17 protein-coding genes, 2 tRNA genes and 3 rRNA genes are annotated in these 26,666 nt (G+C 55.5%); 12 read left to right on the plus strand and 10 right to left on the minus strand.

Annotation, left to right across the window (positions count from 1 at the left end; genetic code table 11):
- Positions 1–533: 533 nt before the first annotated feature.
- The 5 genes from mnmE to rpmH form a co-directional block, all read right to left on the minus strand.
- A complete protein-coding gene (gene mnmE / locus ACLBW8_RS09985) occupies positions 534–1,904 on the minus strand; it encodes a tRNA uridine-5-carboxymethylaminomethyl(34) synthesis GTPase MnmE (protein ID WP_259763285.1) in 1,371 nt (456 codons plus the stop codon).
- Between the two features lie 79 nt (positions 1,905–1,983).
- The gene (yidC, locus tag ACLBW8_RS09990) at positions 1,984–3,663 is read right to left on the minus strand and encodes a membrane protein insertase YidC (protein WP_064454828.1); all 1,680 of its coding nucleotides are present in this window, start codon (positions 3,661–3,663) and stop codon (positions 1,984–1,986) included.
- Between the two features lie 2 nt (positions 3,664–3,665).
- Entirely contained in the window at positions 3,666–3,911 is a 246-nt protein-coding gene (yidD, locus tag ACLBW8_RS09995; RefSeq protein WP_073636650.1) for a membrane protein insertion efficiency factor YidD, read from the minus strand.
- On the minus strand, positions 3,904–4,308 hold the full coding sequence (rnpA, locus tag ACLBW8_RS10000; protein ID WP_026013533.1) for a ribonuclease P protein component: 405 nt from the start codon (positions 4,306–4,308) through the stop codon (positions 3,904–3,906). Before rnpA ends, yidD begins: the two co-directional genes overlap by 8 nt.
- Positions 4,309–4,324: 16 nt before the next feature.
- Positions 4,325–4,459 (minus strand): 50S ribosomal protein L34, encoded by a 135-nt coding sequence (gene rpmH / locus ACLBW8_RS10005; protein ID WP_003213577.1) that lies wholly within the window; start codon positions 4,457–4,459, stop codon positions 4,325–4,327.
- A gap of 585 nt (positions 4,460–5,044) precedes the next feature.
- On the opposite strand from rpmH, the gene dnaA reads away from it, so the two are divergent.
- The 9 genes from dnaA to rrf all read left to right on the plus strand — a co-directional run bounded on the left by dnaA (position 5,045) and on the right by rrf (position 16,990).
- The gene (gene dnaA / locus ACLBW8_RS10010) at positions 5,045–6,565 is read left to right on the plus strand and encodes a chromosomal replication initiator protein DnaA (protein WP_447805274.1); all 1,521 of its coding nucleotides are present in this window, start codon (positions 5,045–5,047) and stop codon (positions 6,563–6,565) included.
- 38 nt (positions 6,566–6,603) lie between these two features.
- Positions 6,604–7,707, plus strand: coding sequence for a DNA polymerase III subunit beta (dnaN, locus tag ACLBW8_RS10015; RefSeq protein ID WP_053258802.1), 1,104 nt, complete (start codon positions 6,604–6,606; stop codon positions 7,705–7,707).
- 20 nt (positions 7,708–7,727) lie between these two features.
- Positions 7,728–8,831, plus strand: a complete 1,104-nt coding sequence (gene recF, locus ACLBW8_RS10020; RefSeq protein ID WP_064449986.1) for a DNA replication/repair protein RecF — start codon at positions 7,728–7,730, stop codon at positions 8,829–8,831.
- Positions 8,832–8,835: 4 nt separating this feature from the next.
- Entirely contained in the window at positions 8,836–11,253 is a 2,418-nt protein-coding gene (gene gyrB / locus ACLBW8_RS10025; RefSeq protein WP_447805275.1) for a DNA topoisomerase (ATP-hydrolyzing) subunit B, read from the plus strand.
- Positions 11,254–11,763: 510 nt separating this feature from the next.
- Positions 11,764–13,300 (plus strand): 16S ribosomal RNA (locus tag ACLBW8_RS10030).
- A gap of 82 nt (positions 13,301–13,382) precedes the next feature.
- Positions 13,383–13,459: transfer RNA gene (locus ACLBW8_RS10035), tRNA-Ile, on the plus strand.
- Positions 13,460–13,489: 30 nt separating this feature from the next.
- A tRNA-Ala gene (locus ACLBW8_RS10040) sits at positions 13,490–13,565 on the plus strand.
- 250 nt (positions 13,566–13,815) lie between these two features.
- Positions 13,816–16,707, plus strand: a 23S ribosomal RNA gene (locus ACLBW8_RS10045).
- A gap of 167 nt (positions 16,708–16,874) precedes the next feature.
- Positions 16,875–16,990 (plus strand): 5S ribosomal RNA (gene rrf, locus ACLBW8_RS10050).
- The 16S, 23S and 5S rRNA genes sit together here with 2 tRNA genes alongside, the layout of an rRNA operon.
- A 214-nt stretch (positions 16,991–17,204) precedes the next feature.
- Here the strand turns inward: rrf and ACLBW8_RS10055 are convergent.
- Positions 17,205–17,927, minus strand: a complete 723-nt coding sequence (locus ACLBW8_RS10055; protein WP_221295971.1) for a response regulator transcription factor — start codon at positions 17,925–17,927, stop codon at positions 17,205–17,207.
- A 292-nt stretch (positions 17,928–18,219) separates the two neighbouring features.
- On the opposite strand from ACLBW8_RS10055, the gene ACLBW8_RS10060 reads away from it, so the two are divergent.
- Positions 18,220–19,155 carry a FecR family protein gene (locus tag ACLBW8_RS10060; protein WP_447805276.1) on the plus strand — a complete coding sequence of 312 codons (936 nt, stop codon included), beginning with the start codon at positions 18,220–18,222 and terminating at the stop codon, positions 19,153–19,155.
- A 3-nt stretch (positions 19,156–19,158) separates the two neighbouring features.
- Positions 19,159–21,438 (plus strand): CHASE2 domain-containing protein, encoded by a 2,280-nt coding sequence (locus ACLBW8_RS10065; RefSeq protein WP_447805277.1) that lies wholly within the window; start codon positions 19,159–19,161, stop codon positions 21,436–21,438.
- 182 nt (positions 21,439–21,620) lie between these two features.
- Here the strand turns inward: ACLBW8_RS10065 and ACLBW8_RS10070 are convergent, their stop codons facing one another.
- The 4 genes from ACLBW8_RS10070 to glyQ form a co-directional block, all read right to left on the minus strand.
- Positions 21,621–22,391: a lysophospholipid acyltransferase family protein gene (locus tag ACLBW8_RS10070; RefSeq protein ID WP_064449991.1), complete on the minus strand. Its 771-nt coding sequence runs from the start codon at positions 22,389–22,391 to the stop codon at positions 21,621–21,623.
- Positions 22,392–22,473: 82 nt separating this feature from the next.
- The gene (gene gmhB, locus ACLBW8_RS10075) at positions 22,474–23,013 is read right to left on the minus strand and encodes a D-glycero-beta-D-manno-heptose 1,7-bisphosphate 7-phosphatase (RefSeq protein WP_208604456.1); all 540 of its coding nucleotides are present in this window, start codon (positions 23,011–23,013) and stop codon (positions 22,474–22,476) included.
- Positions 23,013–25,067: a glycine--tRNA ligase subunit beta gene (gene glyS, locus ACLBW8_RS10080; protein ID WP_407017427.1), complete on the minus strand. Its 2,055-nt coding sequence runs from the start codon at positions 25,065–25,067 to the stop codon at positions 23,013–23,015. Before glyS ends, gmhB begins: the two co-directional genes overlap by 1 nt.
- Positions 25,064–26,017 (minus strand): glycine--tRNA ligase subunit alpha, encoded by a 954-nt coding sequence (gene glyQ, locus ACLBW8_RS10085; protein ID WP_003213601.1) that lies wholly within the window; start codon positions 26,015–26,017, stop codon positions 25,064–25,066. Before glyQ ends, glyS begins: the two co-directional genes overlap by 4 nt.
- 81 nt (positions 26,018–26,098) lie before the next feature.
- Here glyQ and ACLBW8_RS10090 point away from each other — a divergent pair, with 81 nt between their 5' ends.
- The gene (locus tag ACLBW8_RS10090; RefSeq protein ID WP_447805278.1) at positions 26,099–26,656 is read left to right on the plus strand and encodes a DNA-3-methyladenine glycosylase I; all 558 of its coding nucleotides are present in this window, start codon (positions 26,099–26,101) and stop codon (positions 26,654–26,656) included.
- The last annotated feature ends 10 nt before the right edge of the window (positions 26,657–26,666 follow it).

Here is a 26,666-nt window from a genome sequence, read left to right on the forward strand (position 1 = left end):
TATCTAGGTAATCAGGAATTGATTGTTGAAAGAGTTTTAGAGCTTTGGCGGCAAGTATAGGGACTTAGCCCTTCCTAAAGAACCCTTTGCACAAAATTTAACCAGCTGTGGATGAATCACTGACAATAGAAATTAAAAGAGAAGAAATTTATAAGATCTTTGTTTTTATGTTTATTTCTACTGAGCCTACTTTCTGTGGATAGATCTCTACAGGCCTTTATTCACAATGTGTACAGCGATTCAAAAGTCTGTGGTCATGTGCCAATGAGGCCCTTGGATAAGTGCTTTAAGCCTGTGGATTAAACAGGTGGTTATCCACAAGGGGGTTTTTACTCAGGTTTCAAGCCCTGTTATCAACCGGGCACAAGGGCGGTTATTCACAGGGCTTAATCCACAGAAATTTGCCCACATGCCCAAATAGCGCCCACACAAAAGCCGCCATAGGCACAGTGGTGAATCAAAATATGGAATGAAATGCCCTGGAGCGGGCGAAACAGACAGGCGCGAATGGCCTGTCTGTGGACAACGAAGGGTTATTTACCGATGCAGAAGCTGGAAAAGATCCTTCCCAGAAGATCATCGGAGCTGAATGCACCGGTAATTTCGCCCAGCAGCTGCTGCGCTTGACGTAAATCCTCAGCCAGCAGCTCTCCTGCGCCCGCCAACGTCAGCTGAGCCCGACCGTGCTCCAACGCCACGCTGGCATGACGCAGCGCCTCCAGGTGCCTGCGGCGTGCACTGAAGCTGCTTTCCGAGGTCTGCTCATAGCCCATGCAGGCCTTGAGATGATCGCGCAACAACTCCAGGCCGTCGCCGGCCGACTTGGCACTCAGGCTGATGGTGACGTGGCCATCTTCGCTGGTTTCCATGGCGATGGCTTCGCCAGTCAGATCCGCCTTGTTGCGGATCAAGGTCACTTTGGCCGGGTCAGGTCGCTGCTCAAGGAATTCCGGCCACAAGGCAAAAGGATCCACGGCCTCCGGCGCCGTGGCATCCACCACCAGCAGCACCCGATCCGCTTCGCCGATGGCCTTGAGTGCGCGTTCCACGCCGATCTTTTCCACCTGGTCATCGGTATCGCGTAAGCCGGCGGTATCAACCACGTGCAGCGGCATGCCATCGATGTGGATATGTTCACGCAATATATCCCGGGTGGTGCCGGCGATTTCGGTAACGATGGCGGCTTCACGACCTGCCAGGGCATTCAGCAGGCTGGACTTGCCCGCATTCGGACGACCGGCAATCACTACCGTCATGCCGTCACGCAGTAATGCGCCCTGTCCGGCTTCACGCAGCACTGTGGATAACTCATCACGAACTTTATCGAGCATTGCCAGGACATGGCCATCGGCGAGGAAGTCGATTTCTTCCTCCGGGAAATCAATGGCTGCTTCAACGTAGATGCGCAAGCTGATCAGTTGCTCGGTCAGGTTGTGCACACGCATGGAAAAAGCCCCCTGCAGCGAGCGCAGCGCATTGCGCGCCGCTTGTGCAGAACTGGCCTCGATAAGGTCAGCAATCGCTTCGGCCTGGGCCAGGTCAAGCTTATCGTTGAGAAATGCCCGCTCGCTGAACTCTCCCGGACGAGCCAGGCGGCAACCTAACTGCAGGCAGCGCTGTAGCAACATATCCAATACAACCGGGCCGCCGTGGCCTTGTAACTCCAGTACATCCTCACCCGTGAAGGAATTTGGCCCAGGAAAATACAGGGCCAGGCCTTCATCCAGCACCGTGTGATCGGCATCCAGAAATGGGCCGTAGTGAGCGTATCGGGGTTTCAACTCGCGGCCGCTGATGGCCTGGGCTGCCACGCTGGCGAGGGGCCCGGAAATTCGAACGATACCCACACCGCCACGACCTTGAGCGGTAGCGACAGCGGCGATGGTTTCACGAGGAGCGCTCATCAGCAGGTTCCAGAACAAAAGTGACGGAAAGCAAAACGCCCCACTAGGGGGCGTCTTGAGTGGTTATCCACACAGTAAATTATGCCGCAGCTTTGGTAGCCGCTTCAATTTTACGTGTGATGTACCACTGTTGAGAGATCGACAGGCAGTTGTTGACCACCCAGTACAGCACCAGACCTGCTGGGAACCACAGGAAGAAGAAGGTGAAGATGATTGGCATCATTTTCATTACCTTGGCTTGCATCGGGTCCGGCGGAGTCGGGTTCAAGCGCTGCTGGATAAACATGGTTGCGCCCATGATGATCGGCAGGATAAAGAACGGGTCTTTGATCGACAGGTCAGTTATCCACAGCATGAACGGAGCCTGGCGCATTTCCACGCTTTCCAGGAGTACCCAGTACAGCGACAGGAACACCGGCATCTGCACCAGAATCGGCAAGCATCCACCCAGCGGGTTGATCTTCTCTTTCTTGTACAGCTCCATCATGGCCTGCGACATTTTCTGCCGATCATCGCCATGTTGCTCTTTCAGAGCGGCCAGTTTCGGAGCCACGGCACGCATACGCGCCATCGACTTGTAGCTGGCTGCAGACAGAGGGAAGAAGATCCCTTTGATCAGCATGGTCAGCAAGATGATCGAGAAGCCCCAGTTACCGACGATGCTGTGGATATGTTGCAGCAACCAGAAGATTGGCTGGGCAATGAACCACAGAATGCCGTAGTCCACAGTCAATTCCAGACCTGGGGACAACTCTTTCAGCACGGCCTGACTTTTCGGGCCGGCATACAGAGTGGCGCTGGTTTCGGCCTTGGCACCTGGAGCGACGGTCAACGCCGGGCCAGTAAAACCAATGATGTAGTTGCCTTGGCTGTCTTTGCGGGTTTGAACCAGGTTGGCTTCACCCTTGTTCGGAATCCATGCGGTCACGAAGTAGTGCTGCAACCAAGCGACCCATCCACCTTGGACTGTTTCTTTCAGCGCGCCCTTGTCGATGTCTTTCATCGACACTTTTTTGTACGGCTCGCTACTTGTCCACAGGGCGGCGCCCAGGTAAGTCGCGGTGCCGGTGGCGGTGCTGGAAGAAGGATCGGCACTGTTGTCACGCTTGAGCTGGGCAAACAGGTTGCCCGTCCACGGTTTGGCGCTTTCGTTGTCGATCAGGTAAGTGACCTTCAAATCGTACAAACCACGGGTGAAACTGAAACGCTTGATGTAGTTGACGCCGTCCTGACTGAATTTCAGGTCGACATTCAGCTGGTTCTGGCCATCAGCCAGTTGATAAGTCTTCTGTTCGGTCGAATAAACCGGACGACCGGTAGCACGAGCATCCGGACCGTCAGTGCCGGTCAGGCCACTTTGTGCCAGATAAGTACGTTCACCACCGTTATCGAACAGTTGGAACGGAACATCTGGATGGTCTTGGCGACGTGGATACAGCGGCAGTTTCAACTGCGCGATATCACCACCTTGTGGGTCGATAGCCAGGTCGAGCACATCCGTTTTCACGTGGATGAGGTCTTTGTTGGTGACCACTGGCGTTTCTAGAGGGGCGCTTGTCTCGCCATTCGCGCTGGGAACATCGGCACTCGCGGACGCATTGTTACCCAACGGGGTGTCCGGAATAGCCGGCGCAGCCTGATTGGTAGCAACATTCTGAGTCGGCAGGGCAGCTTGGCCGTAGTCCTGGTTCCACTTAAGAACCATGACGTAGGACACGATTGCCAGGGCGACGATCAGGATCGTGCGTTTAATATCCATGATTACTCGGCCATCGAAGAAGAACGGGAGGTAGGGATAGGTGGAACCGGGTCGAAACCACCGGGATTCCACGGATGACAGCGGCCTAAACGACGAAAGGCCAGCCAGCCACCGCGCAGAAGACCATGATTTTCTATGGCCTCTAACGCGTAGCAGGAACAACTGGGGTAGAAACGACAGTGGTCGGCCATCAGAGGACTAATGGCATAACGGTAAAACTGGATCGGAACGAGGGCCAGTTTACGCATTGGTGCTGTCTACCCCTACAGTCTCGGTGCTGACTGCTGGTGCTGGCTTGTTAGTACGCGCCAAACGTTTCCAGAGCTTGCCGAAATGCTGAATCAATTCGGGGTTTTCTACATCCCCCAAGCCTTTGCGCGCGACGATAACAATATCCCAACCAACCAGAGTGTCCTGGTGGAGGCGAAACGATTCGCGCATCAGACGCTTGAGGCGATTGCGCTCAACGGAGAGCTTTACGCTCTTCTTGCCAATCACCAACCCGAGACGGGGGTGATCCAGATCGTTGTTACGCGCAAGGAGCAGGAGATTTTTCCCCGGAACCTTGCCGGTGGGGGAGTCAAAGACTGCCTTGAAGTGCCGGGGTGTAAGCAGACGCTTTTCCCGACTGAAGTCCTGACTCACCACCAGTACCGGATTATCAAACTGCCAGACGCGCACGACCTTTGGCGCGGCGACGCGACAGGACAGCACGGCCGTTCTTGGTAGCCATGCGAGCACGGAAGCCGTGAGTACGGGCGCGTTTGATGGTGCTTGGTTGGAAAGTACGTTTCATGGCGTTGTTACCTGGTTCGTCCACAACGGGCCGGAATGGCCCCCGTTTTAAGAGACCGGCGATTCTAGAGAAAGCAAGCCTCTAGGTCAATTTCCAACCAGCTTTTCCTTTAATTAGATTCTTCAGGCCCATCAGCACGTTTCTGTTCGCTCGGCTTTCATGAGCAGTGCCATAGATATAAAAATAAAGAAGGAAGTTATTTAAAGCTTTTCTGTAAAGCTTATAAAAGCTAGGGGAGCGATCTTCTGTGGATAACTGCCTTAAGGCCATATTCCACCTGATGTACAGAGAATGACAACACGGGGGAGAAACGGTGCTCTGCCTGTGCTGCGCTGTCGGATAAGCTGTGTGTGGAATGGGGTTTTATCCACAGGCCAGTTACCCACAGACTTTCGACCCCACTTGTACAACGAGCTTAGGTGCGCTTATCCACAGAGCTTATGCACAGACCATTGGTCGGCTTTTTTACGCTTAACGCATTGATTTTGGGTGCCCTGTGAGCAACCTACGTGTGGATAAGTAGGCGACTGGCCGCTACAATGGCGGCTGTTTTTGCCTCACCGGCTTTCAACTTAGGGGATATCCGTGTCAGTGGAACTTTGGCAGCAGTGCGTGGAGCTTTTGCGCGAAGAGCTGCCTGCCCAGCAATTCAACACCTGGATCCGTCCGCTACAGGTCGAAGCCGAAGGCGACGAGTTGCGTATCTACGCGCCGAATCGTTTTGTTCTCGATTGGGTCAACGAGAAGTACCTGAGCCGCGTTCTCGAATTGCTCGATGAGCACGGTAATGGCCGCGCGCCTGTGCTTTCCTTATTAATAGGCAGCAAACGTAGCTCTGCACCGCGTGCTGCGCCGAATGCGCCGTTGGCCGCGAGTGCCTCTCAGGCTCAGGCAGCAGTGGCACCTGTTAATAACTCATCAGCACCGGTCGCCCAGACGCCTTCAAAATCGGCGTCACAGAAAAACGCACCTATAAATGAAGAGCCGTCCCGCGACAGCTTTGATCCCATGGCCGGTGCCAGCTCTCAGCAAGCTCCGGTCCGCGCGGAACAGCGTACCGTCCAGGTAGAAGGTGCGCTCAAGCACACCAGTTACTTGAACCGTACTTTCACCTTCGAAAACTTCGTCGAAGGTAAATCCAACCAGCTGGCCCGGGCGGCAGCCTGGCAGGTGGCCGATAACCCCAAGCATGGTTACAACCCGCTCTTCCTTTATGGTGGCGTTGGCTTGGGTAAGACGCACTTGATGCATGCTGTGGGTAACCACCTATTAAAGAAGAACCCGAATGCCAAGGTCGTGTACCTGCACTCGGAGCGCTTCGTGGCTGACATGGTCAAGGCCTTGCAGCTCAATGCAATCAACGAGTTCAAGCGTTTCTATCGCTCGGTTGATGCCTTGCTGATCGATGACATTCAATTCTTCGCGCGTAAGGAACGGTCCCAGGAAGAGTTTTTCCACACCTTTAACGCTTTGCTCGAAGGTGGCCAACAGGTCATCTTGACCAGTGACCGTTATCCGAAGGAAATCGAAGGCCTGGAAGAGCGTTTGAAGTCGCGCTTTGGCTGGGGCCTGACCGTTGCGGTAGAGCCGCCGGAGCTGGAAACCCGTGTCGCGATCCTGATGAAAAAGGCCGACCAAGCGAAAGTCGATCTGCCCCACGATGCCGCTTTCTTCATCGCTCAACGCATTCGCTCCAACGTGCGTGAGTTGGAAGGCGCGCTCAAGCGGGTCATTGCTCACTCGCACTTCATGGGTCGCGACATCACCATCGAGTTGATTCGTGAATCCCTGAAAGACCTGCTGGCACTGCAAGACAAGCTGGTGAGTGTGGATAACATCCAGCGCACCGTGGCTGAGTACTACAAGATCAAGATTTCCGACCTGCTCTCCAAGCGCCGCTCGCGCTCGGTGGCACGTCCTCGTCAGGTGGCCATGGCGCTCTCTAAAGAGCTGACCAACCACAGCCTGCCGGAAATCGGTGATGTGTTTGGCGGTCGCGACCACACCACGGTCTTGCACGCGTGCCGCAAGATCAACGAACTTAAGGAATCCGACGCGGATATTCGCGAGGACTACAAGAACCTGCTGCGTACACTGACTACTTGATGACACCAGCGCAGCTTATTAAGGCAAGGGACTAGACCATGCATTTCACCATTCAACGCGAAGCCCTGTTGAAACCCCTGCAACTGGTCGCAGGCGTCGTCGAGCGCCGACAGACCTTGCCGGTGCTCTCCAACGTATTGCTGGTGGTCGAAGGCCAGCAATTGTCCTTGACCGGTACCGACCTGGAAGTCGAACTGGTTGGCCGTGTTCAATTGGAAGAGCCTGCTGAACCGGGCGAAATCACTGTGCCGGCGCGCAAGCTGATGGACATCTGCAAGAGCCTGCCCAACGACGCGCTGATCGACATCAAGGTTGATGAGCAGAAGCTGGTGGTCAAGGCCGGTCGCAGCCGTTTCACCCTGTCGACGTTGCCTGCCAACGACTTCCCAACGGTGGAAGAGGGCCCGGGCTCGCTGACCTGCAGCCTGGAGCAAAGCAAGCTGCGCCGTTTGATCGAGCGCACCAGCTTCGCCATGGCCCAACAGGACGTGCGTTACTACCTCAACGGTATGTTGCTGGAAGTATCGGAAGGCATTATCCGCGCCGTTGCCACCGACGGTCACCGTCTGGCCATGTGCTCGATGAAGGCCGATATCGGTCAGCCGGACCGTCACCAGGTGATCGTGCCGCGTAAAGGTATTCTTGAGCTCGCGCGTTTGCTCACCGAGCCGGATGGCAATGTCAGCATCGTCCTGGGTCAGCACCACATCCGCGCCACCACCGGCGAATTCACCTTCACCTCTAAGCTGGTTGACGGCAAATTCCCGGATTACGAGCGCGTGCTGCCTAAAGGTGGCGACAAGCTGGTGATTGGTGATCGTCAGGCCCTGCGTGAAGCGTTCAGCCGTACTGCGATTCTGTCGAACGAAAAGTACCGTGGTATTCGCCTGCAACTGGCCAACGGTCAGCTCAAAATTCAGGCCAATAACCCGGAGCAGGAAGAGGCTGAAGAAGAAGTGGGTGTCGACTACAACGGCGGCTCGCTGGAAATCGGCTTTAACGTGAGCTACCTGCTGGACGTACTGGGTGTGATGACCACCGAACAGGTTCGCCTGATTCTGTCGGACTCTAACAGCAGCGCCCTGGTGCAGGAATCCGACAACGACGACTCGGCTTACGTTGTTATGCCGATGCGCCTGTAACCATGCTCAGCAGAAGCTAGATGTCCCTCAGTCGCGTCTCGGTCACCGCGGTGCGCAATCTGCACCCGGTGACCTTCTCCCCATCACCCCGCATCAATATCCTCCACGGCGCCAACGGCAGTGGCAAAACCAGTGTGCTGGAGGCCATTCACTTGTTGGGCCTGGCACGCTCCTTTCGCAGCGCTCGCTTGTTGCCGGTGATTCAGTACGAGCAATTGGCGTGCACGGTGTTTGGCCAAGTCGAATTGGCTGAAGGAGGGCACAGCAGCCTGGGGATATCTCGTGATCGCCAGGGGGAGTTTCAAATTCGCATCGACGGGCAAAATGCCCGTAGTGCCGCGCAACTCGCCGAAATTCTGCCGCTGCAACTGATCAACCCTGACAGTTTCCGCCTTCTGGAAGGTGCGCCGAAAATCCGCAGGCAGTTCCTCGATTGGGGAGTATTCCATGTGGAACCGCGGTTCATGGCCACTTGGCAGCGCCTGCAGAAGGCCCTGCGGCAGCGGAACTCGTGGCTGCGGCATGGTACACTTGACGCCGCTTCGCAAGCGGCCTGGGACCGGGAACTGTGCCTGGCCAGCGACGAAATAGATGAATACCGCCGCGCCTATATCAAAGCCTTGAAACCAGTCTTTGAGCAGACCTTGAGTGAGTTGTTGGATCTCGAAGGGCTGACGCTGAGCTACTACCGTGGTTGGGATAAAGAACGTGAACTGAGCGCAGTGCTCGCCACGTCCTTGCAACGGGATCAGCAGATTGGCCATACCCAGGCGGGGCCCCAACGGGCTGATTTGCGCCTTAGACTAGGCGCACATAATGCCGCGGATATCTTGTCCCGTGGTCAGCAGAAGTTGGTGGTGTGTGCGCTGCGGATTGCCCAAGGGCATTTGGTTAGCCAAGCCCGGCGCGGCCAGTGTATTTATCTGGTGGATGATTTGCCGTCTGAACTAGACGAACAACACCGCCGCGCGTTATGCCGCTTGTTGGAAGACTTACGCTGCCAGGTGTTTATCACCTGTGTAGACCACGAATTATTGAGGGAAGGCTGGCAGACGGAAACGCCAGTCGCTTTGTTCCACGTGGAACAGGGCCGTATCACCCAGACCCACGACCATCGGGAGTGAAGGCATGAGCGAAGAAAACACGTACGACTCGACCAGCATTAAAGTGCTGAAAGGTTTGGATGCCGTACGCAAACGTCCCGGTATGTACATCGGCGACACCGATGATGGTAGCGGTCTGCACCACATGGTGTTCGAGGTGGTCGACAACTCCATCGACGAAGCTTTGGCCGGTCACTGCGACGACATCAGCATTATCATCCACCCGGATGAGTCCATCACGGTGCGCGACAACGGTCGCGGCATTCCGGTCGATGTGCACAAAGAAGAAGGCGTTTCGGCGGCTGAGGTCATCATGACCGTGCTGCACGCCGGCGGTAAGTTCGACGACAACTCTTATAAAGTCTCCGGCGGTTTGCACGGTGTAGGCGTGTCAGTAGTGAACGCTCTGTCTGAAGAGCTGATCCTGACCGTTCGCCGTAGTGGCAAGATTTGGGAACAGACCTACGTGCATGGTGTGCCACAAGAGCCGATGAAAATCGTCGGCGACAGTGAAACTACCGGTACGCAGATCCACTTCAAACCTTCTGACGAAACCTTCAAGAATATTCACTTCAGCTGGGACATCCTGGCCAAGCGTATTCGTGAATTGTCCTTCCTCAACTCCGGTGTGGGTATCGTCCTCAAGGACGAGCGCAGCGGCAAGGAAGAACTGTTCAAGTACGAGGGCGGCCTGCGTGCGTTCGTTGAATACCTGAACACCAACAAGACTGCGGTCAACCAGGTGTTCCACTTCAACATCCAGCGTGAAGACGGCATCGGCGTGGAAATCGCCCTGCAGTGGAACGACAGCTTCAACGAGAACCTGTTGTGCTTCACCAACAACATTCCACAGCGCGACGGCGGTACTCACTTGGTGGGTTTCCGTTCCGCACTGACGCGTAACCTGAACACCTACATCGAAGCCGAAGGCTTGGCCAAGAAGCACAAAGTCGCCACCACCGGTGACGATGCGCGTGAAGGCCTGACCGCGATTATCTCGGTAAAAGTGCCGGATCCTAAGTTCAGCTCCCAGACCAAAGACAAGCTGGTCTCTTCCGAAGTGAAGACCGCCGTGGAACAGGAGATGGGTAAGTACTTCTCCGACTTCCTTCTGGAGAACCCGAACGAAGCCAAGCTGGTTGTCGGCAAGATGATCGACGCTGCACGTGCTCGCGAAGCGGCGCGTAAAGCCCGTGAGATGACCCGTCGTAAAGGCGCGCTGGACATTGCTGGCTTGCCAGGCAAGCTGGCTGACTGCCAGGAGAAGGACCCCGCCCTCTCCGAGCTATACCTGGTGGAAGGTGACTCTGCTGGCGGTTCCGCCAAGCAGGGTCGTAACCGTCGCACCCAGGCGATCCTGCCGTTGAAAGGTAAGATTCTCAACGTCGAGAAGGCCCGCTTCGACAAGATGATTTCCTCCCAGGAAGTTGGCACCTTGATCACGGCGTTGGGCTGCGGTATTGGCCGTGACGAGTACAACATCGACAAGCTGCGCTACCACAACATCATCATCATGACCGATGCTGACGTCGACGGTTCGCACATCCGTACCTTGCTGCTGACGTTCTTCTTCCGTCAGTTGCCTGAGTTGATCGAGCGTGGCTACATCTACATCGCGCAGCCGCCTTTGTACAAAGTGAAAAAAGGCAAGCAAGAGCAGTACATCAAAGACGACGACGCCATGGAAGAGTACATGACGCAGTCGGCCCTGGAAGATGCCAGCCTGCACTTGAACGACGAAGCGCCGGGTATCTCGGGTGAGGCGTTGGAGCGTCTGGTTAACGACTTCCGCATGGTGATGAAGACCCTTAAGCGTCTGTCGCGCCTGTACCCTCAGGAACTGACCGAGCACTTCATCTATCTGCCGGCCGTAAGTCTGGAGCAGTTGGGTGATCATGCAGCGATGCAAGATTGGCTGGCTCAGTACGAAGTACGCCTGCGCACTGTTGAGAAGTCCGGCCTGGTGTACAAAGCCAGTCTGCGTGAAGACCGTGAACGTAATGTGTGGCTGCCAGAGGTTGAATTGATCTCCCACGGCCTGTCGAATTACGTCACCTTCAACCGCGACTTCTTCGGCAGTAATGACTACAAGACGGTCGTGACCCTTGGCGCGCAGTTGAGCACTCTGCTGGATGATGGTGCTTATATTCAACGTGGCGAGCGTAAGAAAGCGGTCAAGGAGTTCAAGGAAGCCTTGGACTGGTTGATGGCGGAAAGCACCAAGCGTCACACCATTCAGCGATACAAAGGTCTGGGCGAGATGAACCCTGATCAGTTGTGGGAAACCACCATGGATCCAGCTCAGCGTCGCATGCTGCGCGTGACCATCGAAGACGCCATTGGCGCAGACCAGATCTTCAACACCCTGATGGGTGATGCGGTCGAACCTCGCCGTGACTTCATCGAGAGCAATGCCTTGGCGGTGTCCAACCTGGACTTCTGATCAGGTGTAGGTGCACAGAATAGTGGTTCGGCTAATCACCACTGATATGCCGACCATGCGAAGAAGGCCCGCGGACAGCGGGCTTTTTTTTGCCCACATTATTTGCTGCAAAGGTCTTGGGACGTTTCTAACGACAGCAGGCTTTTTAGTATGGGGAAAATAATTTTTAGATGGGGGGTTGACCACGTATTCTAATACTGTATTATTCGCCTCCGGCTGACGAGCAACTTGAACAAAGTTGCTACTTAAGTATTTGATTTTATTAAAAGATCATAAAATTTTAAGTGTGTTAGCTGGTGAGGTGCTGTAGAATGCGCACCTCGGTTGAGACGAAAGATCTTAACCAACCGCTCTTTAACAACTGAATCAAGCAATTCGTGTGGGTGCTTGTGGAGTCAGACTGATAGTCAACAAGATTATCAGCATCACAAGTTACTCCGCGAGAAATCAAAGATGTAACCAACGATTGCTGAGCCAAGTTTAGGGTTTCTTAAAAACCCAAAGATGTTTGAACTGAAGAGTTTGATCATGGCTCAGATTGAACGCTGGCGGCAGGCCTAACACATGCAAGTCGAGCGGTAGAGAGAAGCTTGCTTCTCTTGAGAGCGGCGGACGGGTGAGTAATGCCTAGGAATCTGCCTGGTAGTGGGGGATAACGTTCGGAAACGGACGCTAATACCGCATACGTCCTACGGGAGAAAGCAGGGGACCTTCGGGCCTTGCGCTATCAGATGAGCCTAGGTCGGATTAGCTAGTTGGTGAGGTAATGGCTCACCAAGGCGACGATCCGTAACTGGTCTGAGAGGATGATCAGTCACACTGGAACTGAGACACGGTCCAGACTCCTACGGGAGGCAGCAGTGGGGAATATTGGACAATGGGCGAAAGCCTGATCCAGCCATGCCGCGTGTGTGAAGAAGGTCTTCGGATTGTAAAGCACTTTAAGTTGGGAGGAAGGGCATTAACCTAATACGTTAGTGTTTTGACGTTACCGACAGAATAAGCACCGGCTAACTCTGTGCCAGCAGCCGCGGTAATACAGAGGGTGCAAGCGTTAATCGGAATTACTGGGCGTAAAGCGCGCGTAGGTGGTTTGTTAAGTTGGATGTGAAATCCCCGGGCTCAACCTGGGAACTGCATTCAAAACTGACTGACTAGAGTATGGTAGAGGGTGGTGGAATTTCCTGTGTAGCGGTGAAATGCGTAGATATAGGAAGGAACACCAGTGGCGAAGGCGACCACCTGGACTAATACTGACACTGAGGTGCGAAAGCGTGGGGAGCAAACAGGATTAGATACCCTGGTAGTCCACGCCGTAAACGATGTCAACTAGCCGTTGGGAGCCTTGAGCTCTTAGTGGCGCAGCTAACGCATTAAGTTGACCGCCTGGGGAGTACGGCCGCAAGGTTAAAACTCAAATGAATTGACGGGGGCCCGCACAAGCGGTGGAGCATGTGGTTTAATTCGAAGCAACGCGAAGAACCTTACCAGGCCTTGACATCCAATGAACTTTCTAGAGATAGATTGGTGCCTTCGGGAACATTGAGACAGGTGCTGCATGGCTGTCGTCAGCTCGTGTCGTGAGATGTTGGGTTAAGTCCCGTAACGAGCGCAACCCTTGTCCTTAGTTACCAGCACGTAATGGTGGGCACTCTAAGGAGACTGCCGGTGACAAACCGGAGGAAGGTGGGGATGACGTCAAGTCATCATGGCCCTTACGGCCTGGGCTACACACGTGCTACAATGGTCGGTACAGAGGGTTGCCAAGCCGCGAGGTGGAGCTAATCCCACAAAACCGATCGTAGTCCGGATCGCAGTCTGCAACTCGACTGCGTGAAGTCGGAATCGCTAGTAATCGCGAATCAGAATGTCGCGGTGAATACGTTCCCGGGCCTTGTACACACCGCCCGTCACACCATGGGAGTGGGTTGCACCAGAAGTAGCTAGTCTAACCTTCGGGAGGACGGTTACCACGGTGTGATTCATGACTGGGGTGAAGTCGTAACAAGGTAGCCGTAGGGGAACCTGCGGCTGGATCACCTCCTTAATCGACGACATCAGCTGCTCCATAAGTTCCCACACGAATTGCTTGATTCATTGAAGAAGACGATAAGAAGCAGCCCGAAATTGGGTCTGTAGCTCAGTTGGTTAGAGCGCACCCCTGATAAGGGTGAGGTCGGCAGTTCGAATCTGCCCAGACCCACCAATTTTGTGTGGGAAACGCCTGTAGAAATACGGGGCCATAGCTCAGCTGGGAGAGCGCCTGCCTTGCACGCAGGAGGTCAACGGTTCGATCCCGTTTGGCTCCACCACTACTGCTTCTGAAGTGTCGAAAGCTTAGAAATGAGCATTCCATCGTTAAGATGGTGAATGTTGATTTCTAGTCTTTGATTAGATCGTTCTTTAAAAATTTGGGTATGTGATAGAAAGATAGACTGAACGTTACTTTCACTGGTAACGGATCAGGCTAAGGTAAAATTTGTGAGTTACTCGTAATTGAGTATTATCGAATTTTCGGCGAATGTTGTCTTCACAGTATAACCAGATTGCTTGGGGTTATATGGTCAAGTGAAGAAGCGCATACGGTGGATGCCTTGGCAGTCAGAGGCGATGAAAGACGTGGTAGCCTGCGAAAAGCTTCGGGGAGTCGGCAAACAGACTTTGATCCGGAGATGTCTGAATGGGGGAACCCAGCCATCATAAGATGGTTACCTTACACTGAATACATAGGTGTATGGAGCGAACCAGGGGAACTGAAACATCTAAGTACCCTGAGGAAAAGAAATCAACCGAGATTCCCTTAGTAGTGGCGAGCGAACGGGGACTAGCCCTTAAGTGGCTTTGAGATTAGCGGAACGCTCTGGAAAGTGCGGCCATAGTGGGTGATAGCCCTGTACGCGAAAATCTCTTAGTCATGAAATCGAGTAGGACGGAGCACGAGAAACTTTGTCTGAATATGGGGGGACCATCCTCCAAGGCTAAATACTACTGACTGACCGATAGTGAACTAGTACCGTGAGGGAAAGGCGAAAAGAACCCCGGAGAGGGGAGTGAAATAGATCCTGAAACCGTATGCGTACAAGCAGTGGGAGCCCACTTTGTTGGGTGACTGCGTACCTTTTGTATAATGGGTCAGCGACTTATTTTCAGTGGCGAGCTTAACCGAATAGGGGAGGCGTAGCGAAAGCGAGTCTTAATAGGGCGTCTAGTCGCTGGGAATAGACCCGAAACCGGGCGATCTATCCATGGGCAGGTTGAAGGTTGGGTAACACTAACTGGAGGACCGAACCGACTACCGTTGAAAAGTTAGCGGATGACCTGTGGATCGGAGTGAAAGGCTAATCAAGCTCGGAGATAGCTGGTTCTCCTCGAAAGCTATTTAGGTAGCGCCTCATGTATCACTGTAGGGGGTAGAGCACTGTTTCGGCTAGGGGGTCATCCCGACTTACCAAACCGATGCAAACTCCGAATACCTACAAGTGCCGAGCATGGGAGACACACGGCGGGTGCTAACGTCCGTCGTGAAAAGGGAAACAACCCAGACCGTCAGCTAAGGTCCCAAAGTTATGGTTAAGTGGGAAACGATGTGGGAAGGCTTAGACAGCTAGGAGGTTGGCTTAGAAGCAGCCACCCTTTAAAGAAAGCGTAATAGCTCACTAGTCGAGTCGGCCTGCGCGGAAGATGTAACGGGGCTCAAACCATACACCGAAGCTACGGGTATCACGTAAGTGATGCGGTAGAGGAGCGTTCTGTAAGCCTGTGAAGGTGAGTTGAGAAGCTTGCTGGAGGTATCAGAAGTGCGAATGCTGACATGAGTAACGACAATGGGTGTGAAAAACACCCACGCCGAAAGACCAAGGTTTCCTGCGCAACGTTAATCGACGCAGGGTTAGTCGGTCCCTAAGGCGAGGCTGAAAAGCGTAGTCGATGGAAAACAGGTTAATATTCCTGTACTTCTGGTTATTGCGATGGAGGGACGGAGAAGGCTAGGCCAGCTTGGCGTTGGTTGTCCAAGTTTAAGGTGGTAGGCTGGAATCTTAGGTAAATCCGGGATTCTAAGGCCGAGAGCTGATGACGAGTCATCTTTTAGATGACGAAGTGGTTGATGCCATGCTTCCAAGAAAAGCTTCTAAGCTTCAGGTAACCAGGAACCGTACCCCAAACCGACACAGGTGGTTGGGTAGAGAATACCAAGGCGCTTGAGAGAACTCGGGTGAAGGAACTAGGCAAAATGGCACCGTAACTTCGGGAGAAGGTGCGCCGGTGAGGGTGAAGGACTTGCTCCGTAAGCTCATGCCGGTCGAAGATACCAGGCCGCTGCGACTGTTTATTAAAAACACAGCACTCTGCAAACACGAAAGTGGACGTATAGGGTGTGACGCCTGCCCGGTGCCGGAAGGTTAATTGATGGGGTTAGCTAACGCGAAGCTCTTGATCGAAGCCCCGGTAAACGGCGGCCGTAACTATAACGGTCCTAAGGTAGCGAAATTCCTTGTCGGGTAAGTTCCGACCTGCACGAATGGCGTAACGATGGCGGCGCTGTCTCCACCCGAGACTCAGTGAAATTGAAATCGCTGTGAAGATGCAGTGTATCCGCGGCTAGACGGAAAGACCCCGTGAACCTTTACTATAGCTTTGCACTGGACTTTGAATTTGCTTGTGTAGGATAGGTGGGAGGCTTTGAAGCGTGGACGCCAGTTCGCGTGGAGCCAACCTTGAAATACCACCCTGGCAACTTTGAGGTTCTAACTCAGGTCCGTTATCCGGATCGAGGACAGTGTATGGTGGGTAGTTTGACTGGGGCGGTCTCCTCCTAAAGAGTAACGGAGGAGTACGAAGGTGCGCTCAGACCGGTCGGAAATCGGTCGTAGAGTATAAAGGCAAAAGCGCGCTTGACTGCGAGACAGACACGTCGAGCAGGTACGAAAGTAGGTCTTAGTGATCCGGTGGTTCTGTATGGAAGGGCCATCGCTCAACGGATAAAAGGTACTCCGGGGATAACAGGCTGATACCGCCCAAGAGTTCATATCGACGGCGGTGTTTGGCACCTCGATGTCGGCTCATCACATCCTGGGGCTGAAGCCGGTCCCAAGGGTATGGCTGTTCGCCATTTAAAGTGGTACGCGAGCTGGGTTTAGAACGTCGTGAGACAGTTCGGTCCCTATCTGCCGTGGACGTTTGAGATTTGAGAGGGGCTGCTCCTAGTACGAGAGGACCGGAGTGGACGAACCTCTGGTGTTCCGGTTGTCACGCCAGTGGCATTGCCGGGTAGCTATGTTCGGAATAGATAACCGCTGAAAGCATCTAAGCGGGAAACTAGCCTCAAGATGAGATCTCACTGGGACCTTGAGTCCCCTGAAGGGCCGTCGAAGACTACGACGTTGATAGGTTGGGTGTGTAAGCGCTGTGAGGCGTTGAGCTAACCAATACTAATTGCCCGTGAGGCTTGACCATATAACACCCAAGCAATTTGCATGCTCCGAGCTGAAAAGCGAAAGAGACCAGATTGCGGTGTGTGAAGACGATAGAACCGAAAGTTCGATCTCACAAAACACCGAAAGCTGTCACATACCCAATTTGCTGAAGCGAGGCCATCTGGTCACGACTCAGTACCCGAATTTCTTGACGACCATAGAGCATTGGAACCACCTGATCCCATCCCGAACTCAGCAGTGAAACGATGCATCGCCGATGGTAGTGTGGGGTTTCCCCATGTGAGAGTAGGTCATCGTCAAGATTAAATTCCGAAACCCCTACCTGCGCATACAGGTAGGGGTTTTGTTTGTCCGCGAAAAAATTATCCAGGTTTGCCGGGCTTCCCGAATTGTCTATTTTTGGAACCTGCGCCAGGTGATTCTGCAAAAACAAAAAGGCCAACGCTCAGCGTTGGCCTTTTTTATTGGGTGATGAATAGGCGCTTTTGAAATGCTCCACGTGGAACATCGCTATTTTTAGCTTGGGGTCGCAGGCGCAACACTCTCCAATCGGTAGCCGTATCCATAGATCGTCAACAGTTGCCAGCCTCTGTCAGCGGTCAATCCCAGCTTGTTACGCAACCGATAGATATGGGTATCCAGTGGCCTTGAAGACACCATTTCCTCATGGGACCAAAATCGTTCATACAGGTATTCGCGAGAGAGCGGTCGAGCCAGGTTGGCGAACAAGCAACTGGCCAGTCGGTACTCTCGCTCGGTCAAATTGATCGGCTTGCCTGCCCGCGTGACCGTCAATTCGGCGTCATCAAAGGTCAGGTCGTTGAAGCTTTGCAGCTCATTAGTGGCTGATTTTTGCAGCCCATGACGACGTAAGACCGCACTAACCCGAGCCTTGAGTTCGTTAGGCCTAAAGGGCTTACTGACGTAATCATCCGCCCCGCTGTTCAACGCCGTGACGATATCGCTCTCGGCATCCCGGCTGGTGAGCATGATCACGGCGGGCGGTGAATCCATGTGTTCGCGCGTCCAGCGCAGCAGTGCGATACCCGTGATATCGGGCAATTGCCAGTCGAGTATCAACAGGTCAAACGTTTCCCGGCGCAATTGCCGCAGCAGGTCTTCACCGCGCTCGAAGCAATGCAGGGACCAGGGTTGTTCTGCGGTGCCGGGGATCTGTCGCAGTGTCTGTTCAACCCGGCGCAATTCAGCGGGTTCGTCGTCCAGTATTGCGACACGCATGGGTGGGTCCTTCTCCAAAAAAATACGGCAGCCGACGGCCTGTTCAATCACCTACATACAGCGCAGGGTCGGTGGGTGAATCTGAATAATTGTGGCCAGACTCAACGCCTCCTTGGATCTGTCGGTACGCTGATATCAAAGGGCCGTTAATCCGTTTAAAGTCTTCAGTACCTAAGTGGGAAAGATACCGGCTCCCATCCCAGAGGAAAAGGATCAGCCGACACATGCACTGCCGCAGACATGTGCGTCTTGATGCCAGTTGCCTTCTCGAACCACCAACGTGATGAGCTCCATGACCTTTTCTGCCAACCGATTATGCGGTGCCCTACCCTCGTTATTGACCTTGGTCATAGGGGCTACGCAGGCTTCTACGGTGCACCGCTCTGCCTATATCGACGATCAATTATTGTGTCGTGCGCAACCGTTGCCGGCGGTTGTGCAGCATCTGACGGGGGAAGCCTGGAAGCTCGATGCCGCGGGCAAGGCACAGCCGCTGCAGGAAGGCATGACCATTGATGAGCAAGAAGGTGTGAAGACATCAACGTCGGCGTTTGTCAGCCTACTGTTGGGGGACGGTTCGAGGGTGGTGCTGCCCTCCAGTTCACACGTGCGATTGCACCTGGTGGAGAAACAGTCGATTCCCCAGGTCATTCTCGAGCAAGGCCAAGTCGAGACGTATGTGATCAAGCGGGTCAGTGATTACGACCGTTTTCAGATCGTGACACCCGTGGGTGTTCTGGGCGTGCGCGGTACACACTTTCGCGTGCGCAGCGATGGCGAGCAATCGGTGTTGGAGGTGCTCAACGGACAGGTCGCGGTCAATCGCGAGATAAAAACCAGGCCCGTTGAAAGTGAAGTAAAGGTGAGTGCACGACAAGGTTTGCTCATCAAAACACAGGGTGAGCTCAAGCCCGTGGAGCTTCTCCCTGCGCCTGAGTTAATCGGTCAAGATGGCCAGAAAGGCGAGGCACCGATCTGGAGTTTGTACCTGCGGCCATTACCCGGTGCACAGCGTTATCGCGCCCAGGTCGCTACCGATACGGCCTTCATGAACATCAAGCAGGAAAACTTTTCCAGTGAGCCGAAAATGCGCTTCACTGGGCTCAAAGCATCGTTCTATCACGTGCGCCTGTCAGCCTACGACGCGGACGGCCTGGAGGGGGAAACCGGGGTTTATGACATCTTCTATTACCCACCTGCTACCCAGGTTCAGGTGTCCGGTGGCTGACCAATGATGCTTTGGCACAAGGCAGAGAAACGCCAACCCACCCACGCCCAACGTTTATTCCATGGGTTGGTTCGCGAGTGGTTGTGGATAGGGCTGTTGTTGTTGCCTATCACTGCCTACCTATCGTTGAGCCCGGGCCTGGCGCTGAACAATCCGTTGTACGACAGCCTTCGGCGTCTGGCGCCGCTGCCGGTGGATCCACGTATCTTGCTGGTGACCATCGACGACCAAAGCTTGAAAGAGCTGGGGCGATGGCCCTGGCCGCGCAATTTGCATGCTGACCTGATCGATCGCCTGAGTGCTGCGCAACCGTCAGCCATCCTGTTCGATGTGATTTTCAGTGAACCTGGCGTACCCGCCAATGACCAACGCCTCGCAGCAGCGGTGTGTCATGCCGGCAATGTTGTGTTGCCGTTGCTGCGTGAAGAAGTCGCCAGTTACAGCCAACCGGAACCGGAATTGTTGCCGCTGCTCAATTGCGCCAGAGGCCTTGGGCATATCAACGTCGAAGCGGACAGCGACGGCATAGTACGCAGCCTGTTCATGCGCGAAGGCCCACCCGATAACATGGCGCCGCAACTGGCATGGCTGGCCTACACGGTGAGCGGTCAAGTCTCTGAAATGCCCGGGACGCCTCTGCAGCCGATTAGTCAGTACTGGCATCGAGAGAATGCTATTCGTATTCCTTTCATCGCTGCCAATACCCACTTTCCCAGTGTGTCCTACGCCAGCGTATTACGCGGTGAAGTGCCTCCAGAGCGCCTGCGCGGTCGCCTTATCCTGGTGGGCTCCACTGCAACCGGTATGGGCGATCGCTTCGTTACGCCGCTCTCCTCCACCGTCGGCACGACAGCGGGCGTCGAGATCCAGGCCAACGTCCTCAATGGTCTCTTGCTGGAGCGCAGCATTGTTGACCTTCCTGGTGGGGTGTCGGCACTCATGGCGACCGCCTTGGTGGCTCTGTTGCTGGGCTTGTTGCTATACCGCCCGCGCTACGCGCTGTGGATGACCCTGGGTTGCATGACGACTGCGTTGCTTGGCGCGTGGGTGTTGTTGCGCCTGGACCACTGGTGGTCGCCTGCTGCGTGTTTGATTGGGTTGCTGCTCAGCTACCTGATCTGGAATTGGCGCCGCCTCAGCGTGATCCTTGCCTACTTCGGCTGGGAGCTCGCGCGGTTGGATAACGAACCCAAGGTGCTTCCCGAACGTCGCCGTGCGCCCGCCAGTAAGGGTGATGTGTTGCAAGCGCGGATCTTTGCCCTGGAGCAAGCGGTAAGCCGCACACGCGACACCCGACGGTTTATGGCTGACGGTCTGGAATGCTTGCCGGTGGCAACTCTCATTACAGACCCCCAAGGCAACATCCTGCTGGCTAACCGTATTGCGCGGGAGGTGTTCGGTAATGACCTGGTGAACGAAAATCTGCTCGAGCAACTTGCCGACCTGGGCTATCCACCGCTGCACAATGGCGTACGCCCTGCTCTGTCAGTGTTGGAGCTCGTTGAGTTTCGTGACATCCACCAACGCAGCCTGCGCATGGAGCTTGCGCCCTTGCTGCCGGCTGAAGGCGACCTCGCCCTTGGCTGGCTGCTGAGCCTGACGGACCTGAGCAAGGAACGTGAAGCCCAATTGCACCGCGAGACGATGCTACGCTTCCTTTCCCACGACCTGCGTGCGCCACACTCGGCGATCCTGGCGATGCTGGATGTGCACAACGGCCAATCCCCCATATTTTCCCAGATCGAACAACAGGTGAAGCGCGCATTGAGCCTCACTGAGTCCTTTGTGCAGTTGGCCAAAGCCGAAGCTGATGGCTACCACTTCCATCCCTCACTGTTCGCCATGCTGGTAATGGATGCTTTTGACCAAGTGGCGGTGATTGCGCAGCTCAAGGGCATTTACTTGGTTCACGACCTGGACGAGGCGGATGAGGGTATGGTCTCAGCCGATCAATCACTGCTGACTCGGGCGCTGTTCAACATGCTGGAGAACGCTATTAAATATTCCCCATCCGGTACCACCGTCACGTTGAGCCATAGCAGTACGCAAGGGTGGTTGGAATGCAGTATCAGCGATCAGGGGCCTGGCATTGCGCCAGAAGACTTGCCCGAGCTGTTCAGCCAGTATCGACGCTTTGACTCGGCCCAGGGCAGTGAGGGTCTGGGGTTGGGATTGACCATGGTCAAAGCCGTGGTGGAGCGTCATGGCGGCCGCATCAGGTGTGAAAGCGAGCTGGGTAAAGGCTCAACCTTCAGCCTGCAACTGCCTCTGCTTGACGAGTGAAAAACGTACCTTTCGCCTGTGCATAAAAAACCGGTCACTAGGACCGGTTTTTTAATGCGCAAAAAAACTTATGCACGTTTTTCGAGATTTTATGAGCTTGAGAAATATGTAATTAAATCAGCTTGTTATGAATCAAAAACGCCAATTCGCCAACAAACCGTACACAGGTTATCCACAGATCCTCAAATCTCAGGTGTCTCGACTACAACAGCCTGCGCAGGCAACGAACCCATGGCCCGTTGCTGCGCTTCATTCCATGCTGCCGCGCGGTCGTTCAACGCGGCAATCGCACGCGGCCCTTCACCTTCGGCGTACATCGGTTCGCCGATGACTACGGTGATGGTGCCTGCAGTTTTGGCCCAACCGGACTTCGGCCAGAATTTGCCGGCGTTATGTGCAATCGGCAATACCGGCAGATTGGCATTGACCGCCAACGCGGTGCCGCCTCGCGAAAACTTGCCCACGGTGCCATAAGGCACCCGAGTACCTTCCGGGAATATCAGCACCCAAACGCCATCCTTGAGCAGCTCGTCACCCTTCTTGGCCACGTGCTTGAGCGCAGCCTTCGGGTTGTCACGGTCGATCGCAATCGGACGCAACATGGCCATCGCCCAGCCGAAGAACGGCACGTACAGCAACTCACGCTTGAGCACCTGGCTCAGCGGCGAGAAGTACGCTGAAAGGAAGAACGTTTCCCAGGTGCTCTGGTGGTTCGACAGAATCACGCAGGGTTGGTCCGGGACGTTTTCAGCGCCCTTGATCTCGAAACGGATGTTCAGGAACACCTTGGTCAGCCATAACGCGCAGCGGCACCAAAAGACGTTGATAAAACGATAGCGCGCCTTGAACGGCAGGAATGGCGCGATAAAAAAGCTCAGGGTGCACCAGAGAAACGAACTGGTGCCCAACAGCAGGTAAAAGAAGAAGGTTCTGATGGCCTGCAAAATCGACATGGCGGCATTTACCGTTGCGGGACAGGGCCCGCCTGTTAAAAGCGCACTCCCGAACAATCCTTGGTCAGGAAGTCGAGGGCGGCTAGTTGTTGATAAGTTCTGCGGCAACGGCCGCCAGATCGTCAAAAATCAAGGTGCCTACCGGCAGGTTTTTCGCCTGGGTCTTTTCGCCTTTCCCGGTTTTAACCAAAACTGGCTGAGAGTCGACGGCTTTGGCCGCCTCCAGGTCACCGAGGCTGTCCCCGACGAACCATAGCCCAGCTAATGGCACCTTGTAATGTTCTGCAATGGTTTTCAACATGCCAGGCTTGGGCTTGCGGCAATCGCAGCCCTCATCCGGCCCATGGGGGCAGTACACAACCAGCCCCACGTCACCGCCCTGCTCAGCCACTAACATGCGCAAGCGCGCGTGCATGGCGTCCAGGGTGGCAATGTCGTAGTAACCGCGGGCGATGCCGGACTGGTTGGTGGCGATGGCCACCGTCCAGCCGGCTTTGCTCAACTGCGCAATGGCCTCGATCGAACCCGGCAGGGGAATCCATTCCGCCACCGACTTGATGTAAGCGTCGGAGTCGTAATTGATGACACCGTCCCGATCGAGAATCAGCAGTTTCAACATGATCAGCCCAGTACGGAAATGTCAGCGATATTGATGAACAAGCCACGCAGACGCGCCAGCATGGCGTAGCGGTTTTTCCGCACGCCCGCATCTTCGGCATTGATCATCACCGCTTCGAAGAACGCATCCACCGGCTCACGCAAGGTGGCCAGGCGCGCCAATGCTTCGGCGTAGTTGCGTTCGGCGAGCAGCGGTTTCACTGCGTTTTCTGCCTTGGCGATGGCCGAGTTCAGCGAGAACTCCTTGGCATCGGCAAACAGGCCTGGGTCGACTTCGGCATTGCCGAGGTTGTCGGCCTTGCTCAACAGGTTCGACACACGCTTGTTCACAGCGGCCAGTGCCCCGGCTTCCGGCAGTTTGCGGAACGCCTGGACGGCTTGTACGCGTTGGTCGAAGTCCAGCGCCGAACCCGGCTGCAGGGCACGTACCGACAGGTAGACGGAAACGTCCACGCCTTCGTCTTCGTAACGCGCCCGCAGGCGGTCGAACACGAATTCCAGCACTTGCTCGGCCAGGCCGGCTTGCTTGACCTTGCCACCGAACTGGCCGACAGCGAACACCACGGCCTGGGTCAGGTCGAGGTCAAGCTTCTTGTCGATCAGGATACGCAGCACGCCCAGCGCGGCACGGCGCAGGGCATACGGGTCTTTGCTGCCGGTAGGCAGCATGCCGATACCAAAAATACCCACGAGGGTGTCCAGCTTGTCGGCGATGGCCACGGCCGCACCGGTCAGGGTGGTCGGCAGTTCAGCACCGGCACCGCGTGGCATGTACTGCTCGTTCAGCGCCAGCGCCACATCGTTTGGCTCGCCGTCATTGAGGGCGTAGTAGTAACCGGCAACACCTTGCATTTCCGGGAACTCGCCGACCATCTCGGTGGCCAGGTCGCACTTGGACAGCAACCCTGCACGGGCGGCCCAGGCAGCGTCACCGCCGATGCGCGGCGCAATGTACGCGGCCAGTTTGGAAACACGCACAGCCTTGTCGTAGACGCTGCCGAGTTTTTCCTGGAACACCACGTTTTGCAGGCGCAGGTTGAAATCTTCGAGCTTCTGCTTCTTGTCTTGCTTGAAGAAGAACTCGGCATCAGTCAGGCGCGGACGAACGACTTTCTCGTTACCGGCGATGATCTGCTGCGGGTCTTTGCTTTCGATGTTGGCCACGGTGATAAAGCGCGGCAGCAACTTACCGTCAACGTCCAGCAGGCAGAAGTACTTCTGGTTGTCCTGCATGGTGGTGATCAGGGCTTCTTGCGGCACATCGAGGAAACGCTCTTCGAACGAGCACACCAGCGGCACCGGCCATTCAACCAGCGCGGTCACTTCGTCGAGCAGGCTTGGCGGCACGATGGCGGTGCCTTCCTGCAGGCGCGCCAGTTCTTCGGTGCGCTTGCTGATCAGCTCACGACGCTCATTGGCATCGGCCAGTACATAAGCCGCGCGCAGGTCGGCGGCATAGTTGGCGGGCGATGTGATGCGCACGGCTTCTGGATGGTGGAAGCGGTGACCGCGGGAATCACGGCCAGCCTTCTGAGCCAGGATCGTGCAGTCGATGACTTGGTCACCGAGCAGCATCACCAGCCATTGGGTCGGGCGTACGAATTCTTCCTTGCGAGCACCCCAGCGCATGCGCTTGGGGATCGGCAGGTCGTTCAGCGAGTCTTCAACAATAGTGGGCAACAGGCTGGCGGTCGGCTTACCGGTGATGACCTGGCTGAACCGCAGTTTCGGGCCGCTCTGGTCGATCTCGCTCAGCTCGACGCCGCACTTCTTGGCGAAACCAAGGGCCGCTTGAGTCGGGTTACCTTCAGCGTCAAAAGCCGCCTGACGCGGCGGGCCGTCGAGGTTGATGCTGCGGTCCGGCTGCTGGGTTTCCAGCGCGGTCAGCAACACGGCCAGGCGACGTGGCGCGGCGTAGACTTTCTTTGCAGCGAACTTCAAGCCGGCGGTTTGCAGGCCTTTTTCGATACCGGCCAGGAACGCGTCGGCCAGGGTATTCAGTGCCTTGGGTGGCAGCTCTTCGGTGCCCAGTTCAACCAGGAAATCTTGAGCACTCATTGTGCAGCCTCCAGCTTAGCCAACACTTCATCACGCAGGTCCGGGGTAGCCATCGGGAAGCCCAGCTTGGCGCGAGCCAGCAGGTAGGCTTGGGCGACGGAACGCGCCAGGGTGCGTACACGCAGGATGTATTGCTGGCGCGCGGTTACCGAGATGGCACGACGGGCGTCCAGCAGGTTGAAGGTATGGGACGCCTTCAACACCATTTCATAGCTTGGCAACGGCAGCGGCTGGTCGAGTTCGATCAAGCGCTTGGCTTCGCTTTCATAGAAGTCGAACAGTTCGAACAGCTTCTCGACGTTGGCGTGTTCGAAGTTGTAGGTGGACTGCTCTACCTCGTTCTGGTGGAACACGTCGCCGTAGGTCACTTTGCCGAACGGGCCGTCAGCCCACACCAGGTCGTAGACCGAGTCCACGCCTTGCAGGTACATGGCCAGGCGCTCGAGACCGTAAGTGATCTCGCCGGTTACCGGGTAGCACTCGATGCCGCCGGCTTGCTGGAAGTAAGTGAACTGCGTCACTTCCATGCCGTTGAGCCAGACTTCCCAGCCCAGGCCCCAGGCGCCGAGGGTTGGCGATTCCCAGTTGTCTTCGACGAAACGGATGTCGTGTACCAGCGGGTCCAGGCCGACATGTTTCAGCGAGCCCAGGTACAGCTCCTGGAAGTTGTCCGGGTTCGGCTTCAATACCACCTGGAACTGGTAGTAGTGCTGCAGACGGTTCGGGTTTTCGCCGTAGCGGCCGTCAGTCGGGCGACGACTGGGCTGCACATAAGCGGCGTTCCAGGTTTCCGGGCCGATGGCCCGCAGGAAGGTAGCGGTGTGGAAAGTGCCGGCGCCTACTTCCATATCGTAGGGCTGAAGTACCACACAACCTTGCTCGGCCCAGTATTGCTGGAGGGCGAGGATCAAGTCTTGGAAGGTACGCACGGCTGGCGTAGGCTGGCTCACGAAATTCACCTGTTACTTGGGCTGCGATTTAAAGAGCGGGAGTATACCCGATTCGGCCGCGCCACCATCCCCTGGAGCCTTATGCCACGCTGCTTTTGGTGTTCTGAAGATCCGCTGTACATGGCTTATCACGATCAGGAGTGGGGAACGCCGCTGCGCGATGCGCAGGGTCTGTTCGAGTTGCTTTTGCTCGAAGGGTTCCAGGCGGGCCTTTCCTGGATCACCGTTTTACGCAAACGCGAGCGTTATCGGAAGGTCTTGTTCGGTTTTGATGCCCAGCGTTTGGCGCGACTGACCGACGCTGAGATCGAAGCGTTGATGCTCGACCCTGGCATCGTACGCAATCGCCTCAAGCTCAACGCCACCCGCCGCAACGCCGCTGCCTGGCTGGCCCTGGAAGACCCGGTTGGCTTGCTCTGGTCGTTTGTCGGCGGCGTGCCCAAGGTCAATCACTTCAAGGATCGCAGCCAAGTCCCGGCCATTACGCCAGAAGCTGAAGCCATGAGCAGAGCTCTGAAAAAAGCCGGTTTCACGTTCGTCGGGCCGACCATTTGCTACGCGTTCATGCAGGCCTCGGGCATGGTCATGGACCACACTCAAGACTGCGACCGTTACGCGGACTTGGCCAACGCCGGTTAGAATGGCGGCT

The organism is Pseudomonas sp. M5A4_2d (assembly GCF_053345295.1).

Excerpts from the sequence above, each read along its gene's own strand:
- dnaN (WP_053258802.1), top strand. The coding sequence starts at position 6,604 with ATGCATTTCACCATTCAACGCGAAGCCCTGTTGAAACCCCTGCAACTG.
- recF (WP_064449986.1), top strand. The coding sequence starts at position 7,728 with ATGTCCCTCAGTCGCGTCTCGGTCACCGCGGTGCGCAATCTGCACCCG.
- ACLBW8_RS10070 (WP_064449991.1), bottom strand. The coding sequence starts at position 22,391 with ATGTCGATTTTGCAGGCCATCAGAACCTTCTTCTTTTACCTGCTGTTG.
- ACLBW8_RS10090 (WP_447805278.1), top strand. The coding sequence starts at position 26,099 with ATGCCACGCTGCTTTTGGTGTTCTGAAGATCCGCTGTACATGGCTTAT.
- mnmE (WP_259763285.1), bottom strand. The coding sequence starts at position 1,904 with ATGAGCGCTCCTCGTGAAACCATCGCCGCTGTCGCTACCGCTCAAGGT.
- ACLBW8_RS10065 (WP_447805277.1), top strand. The coding sequence starts at position 19,159 with ATGATGCTTTGGCACAAGGCAGAGAAACGCCAACCCACCCACGCCCAA.
- gyrB (WP_447805275.1), top strand. The coding sequence starts at position 8,836 with ATGAGCGAAGAAAACACGTACGACTCGACCAGCATTAAAGTGCTGAAA.
- rpmH (WP_003213577.1), bottom strand. The coding sequence starts at position 4,459 with ATGAAACGTACTTTCCAACCAAGCACCATCAAACGCGCCCGTACTCAC.
- ACLBW8_RS10055 (WP_221295971.1), bottom strand. The coding sequence starts at position 17,927 with ATGCGTGTCGCAATACTGGACGACGAACCCGCTGAATTGCGCCGGGTT.
- glyS (WP_407017427.1), bottom strand. The coding sequence starts at position 25,067 with ATGAGTGCTCAAGATTTCCTGGTTGAACTGGGCACCGAAGAGCTGCCA.
- ACLBW8_RS10060 (WP_447805276.1), top strand. The coding sequence starts at position 18,220 with ATGACCTTTTCTGCCAACCGATTATGCGGTGCCCTACCCTCGTTATTG.
- yidC (WP_064454828.1), bottom strand. The coding sequence starts at position 3,663 with ATGGATATTAAACGCACGATCCTGATCGTCGCCCTGGCAATCGTGTCC.
- yidD (WP_073636650.1), bottom strand. The coding sequence starts at position 3,911 with ATGCGTAAACTGGCCCTCGTTCCGATCCAGTTTTACCGTTATGCCATT.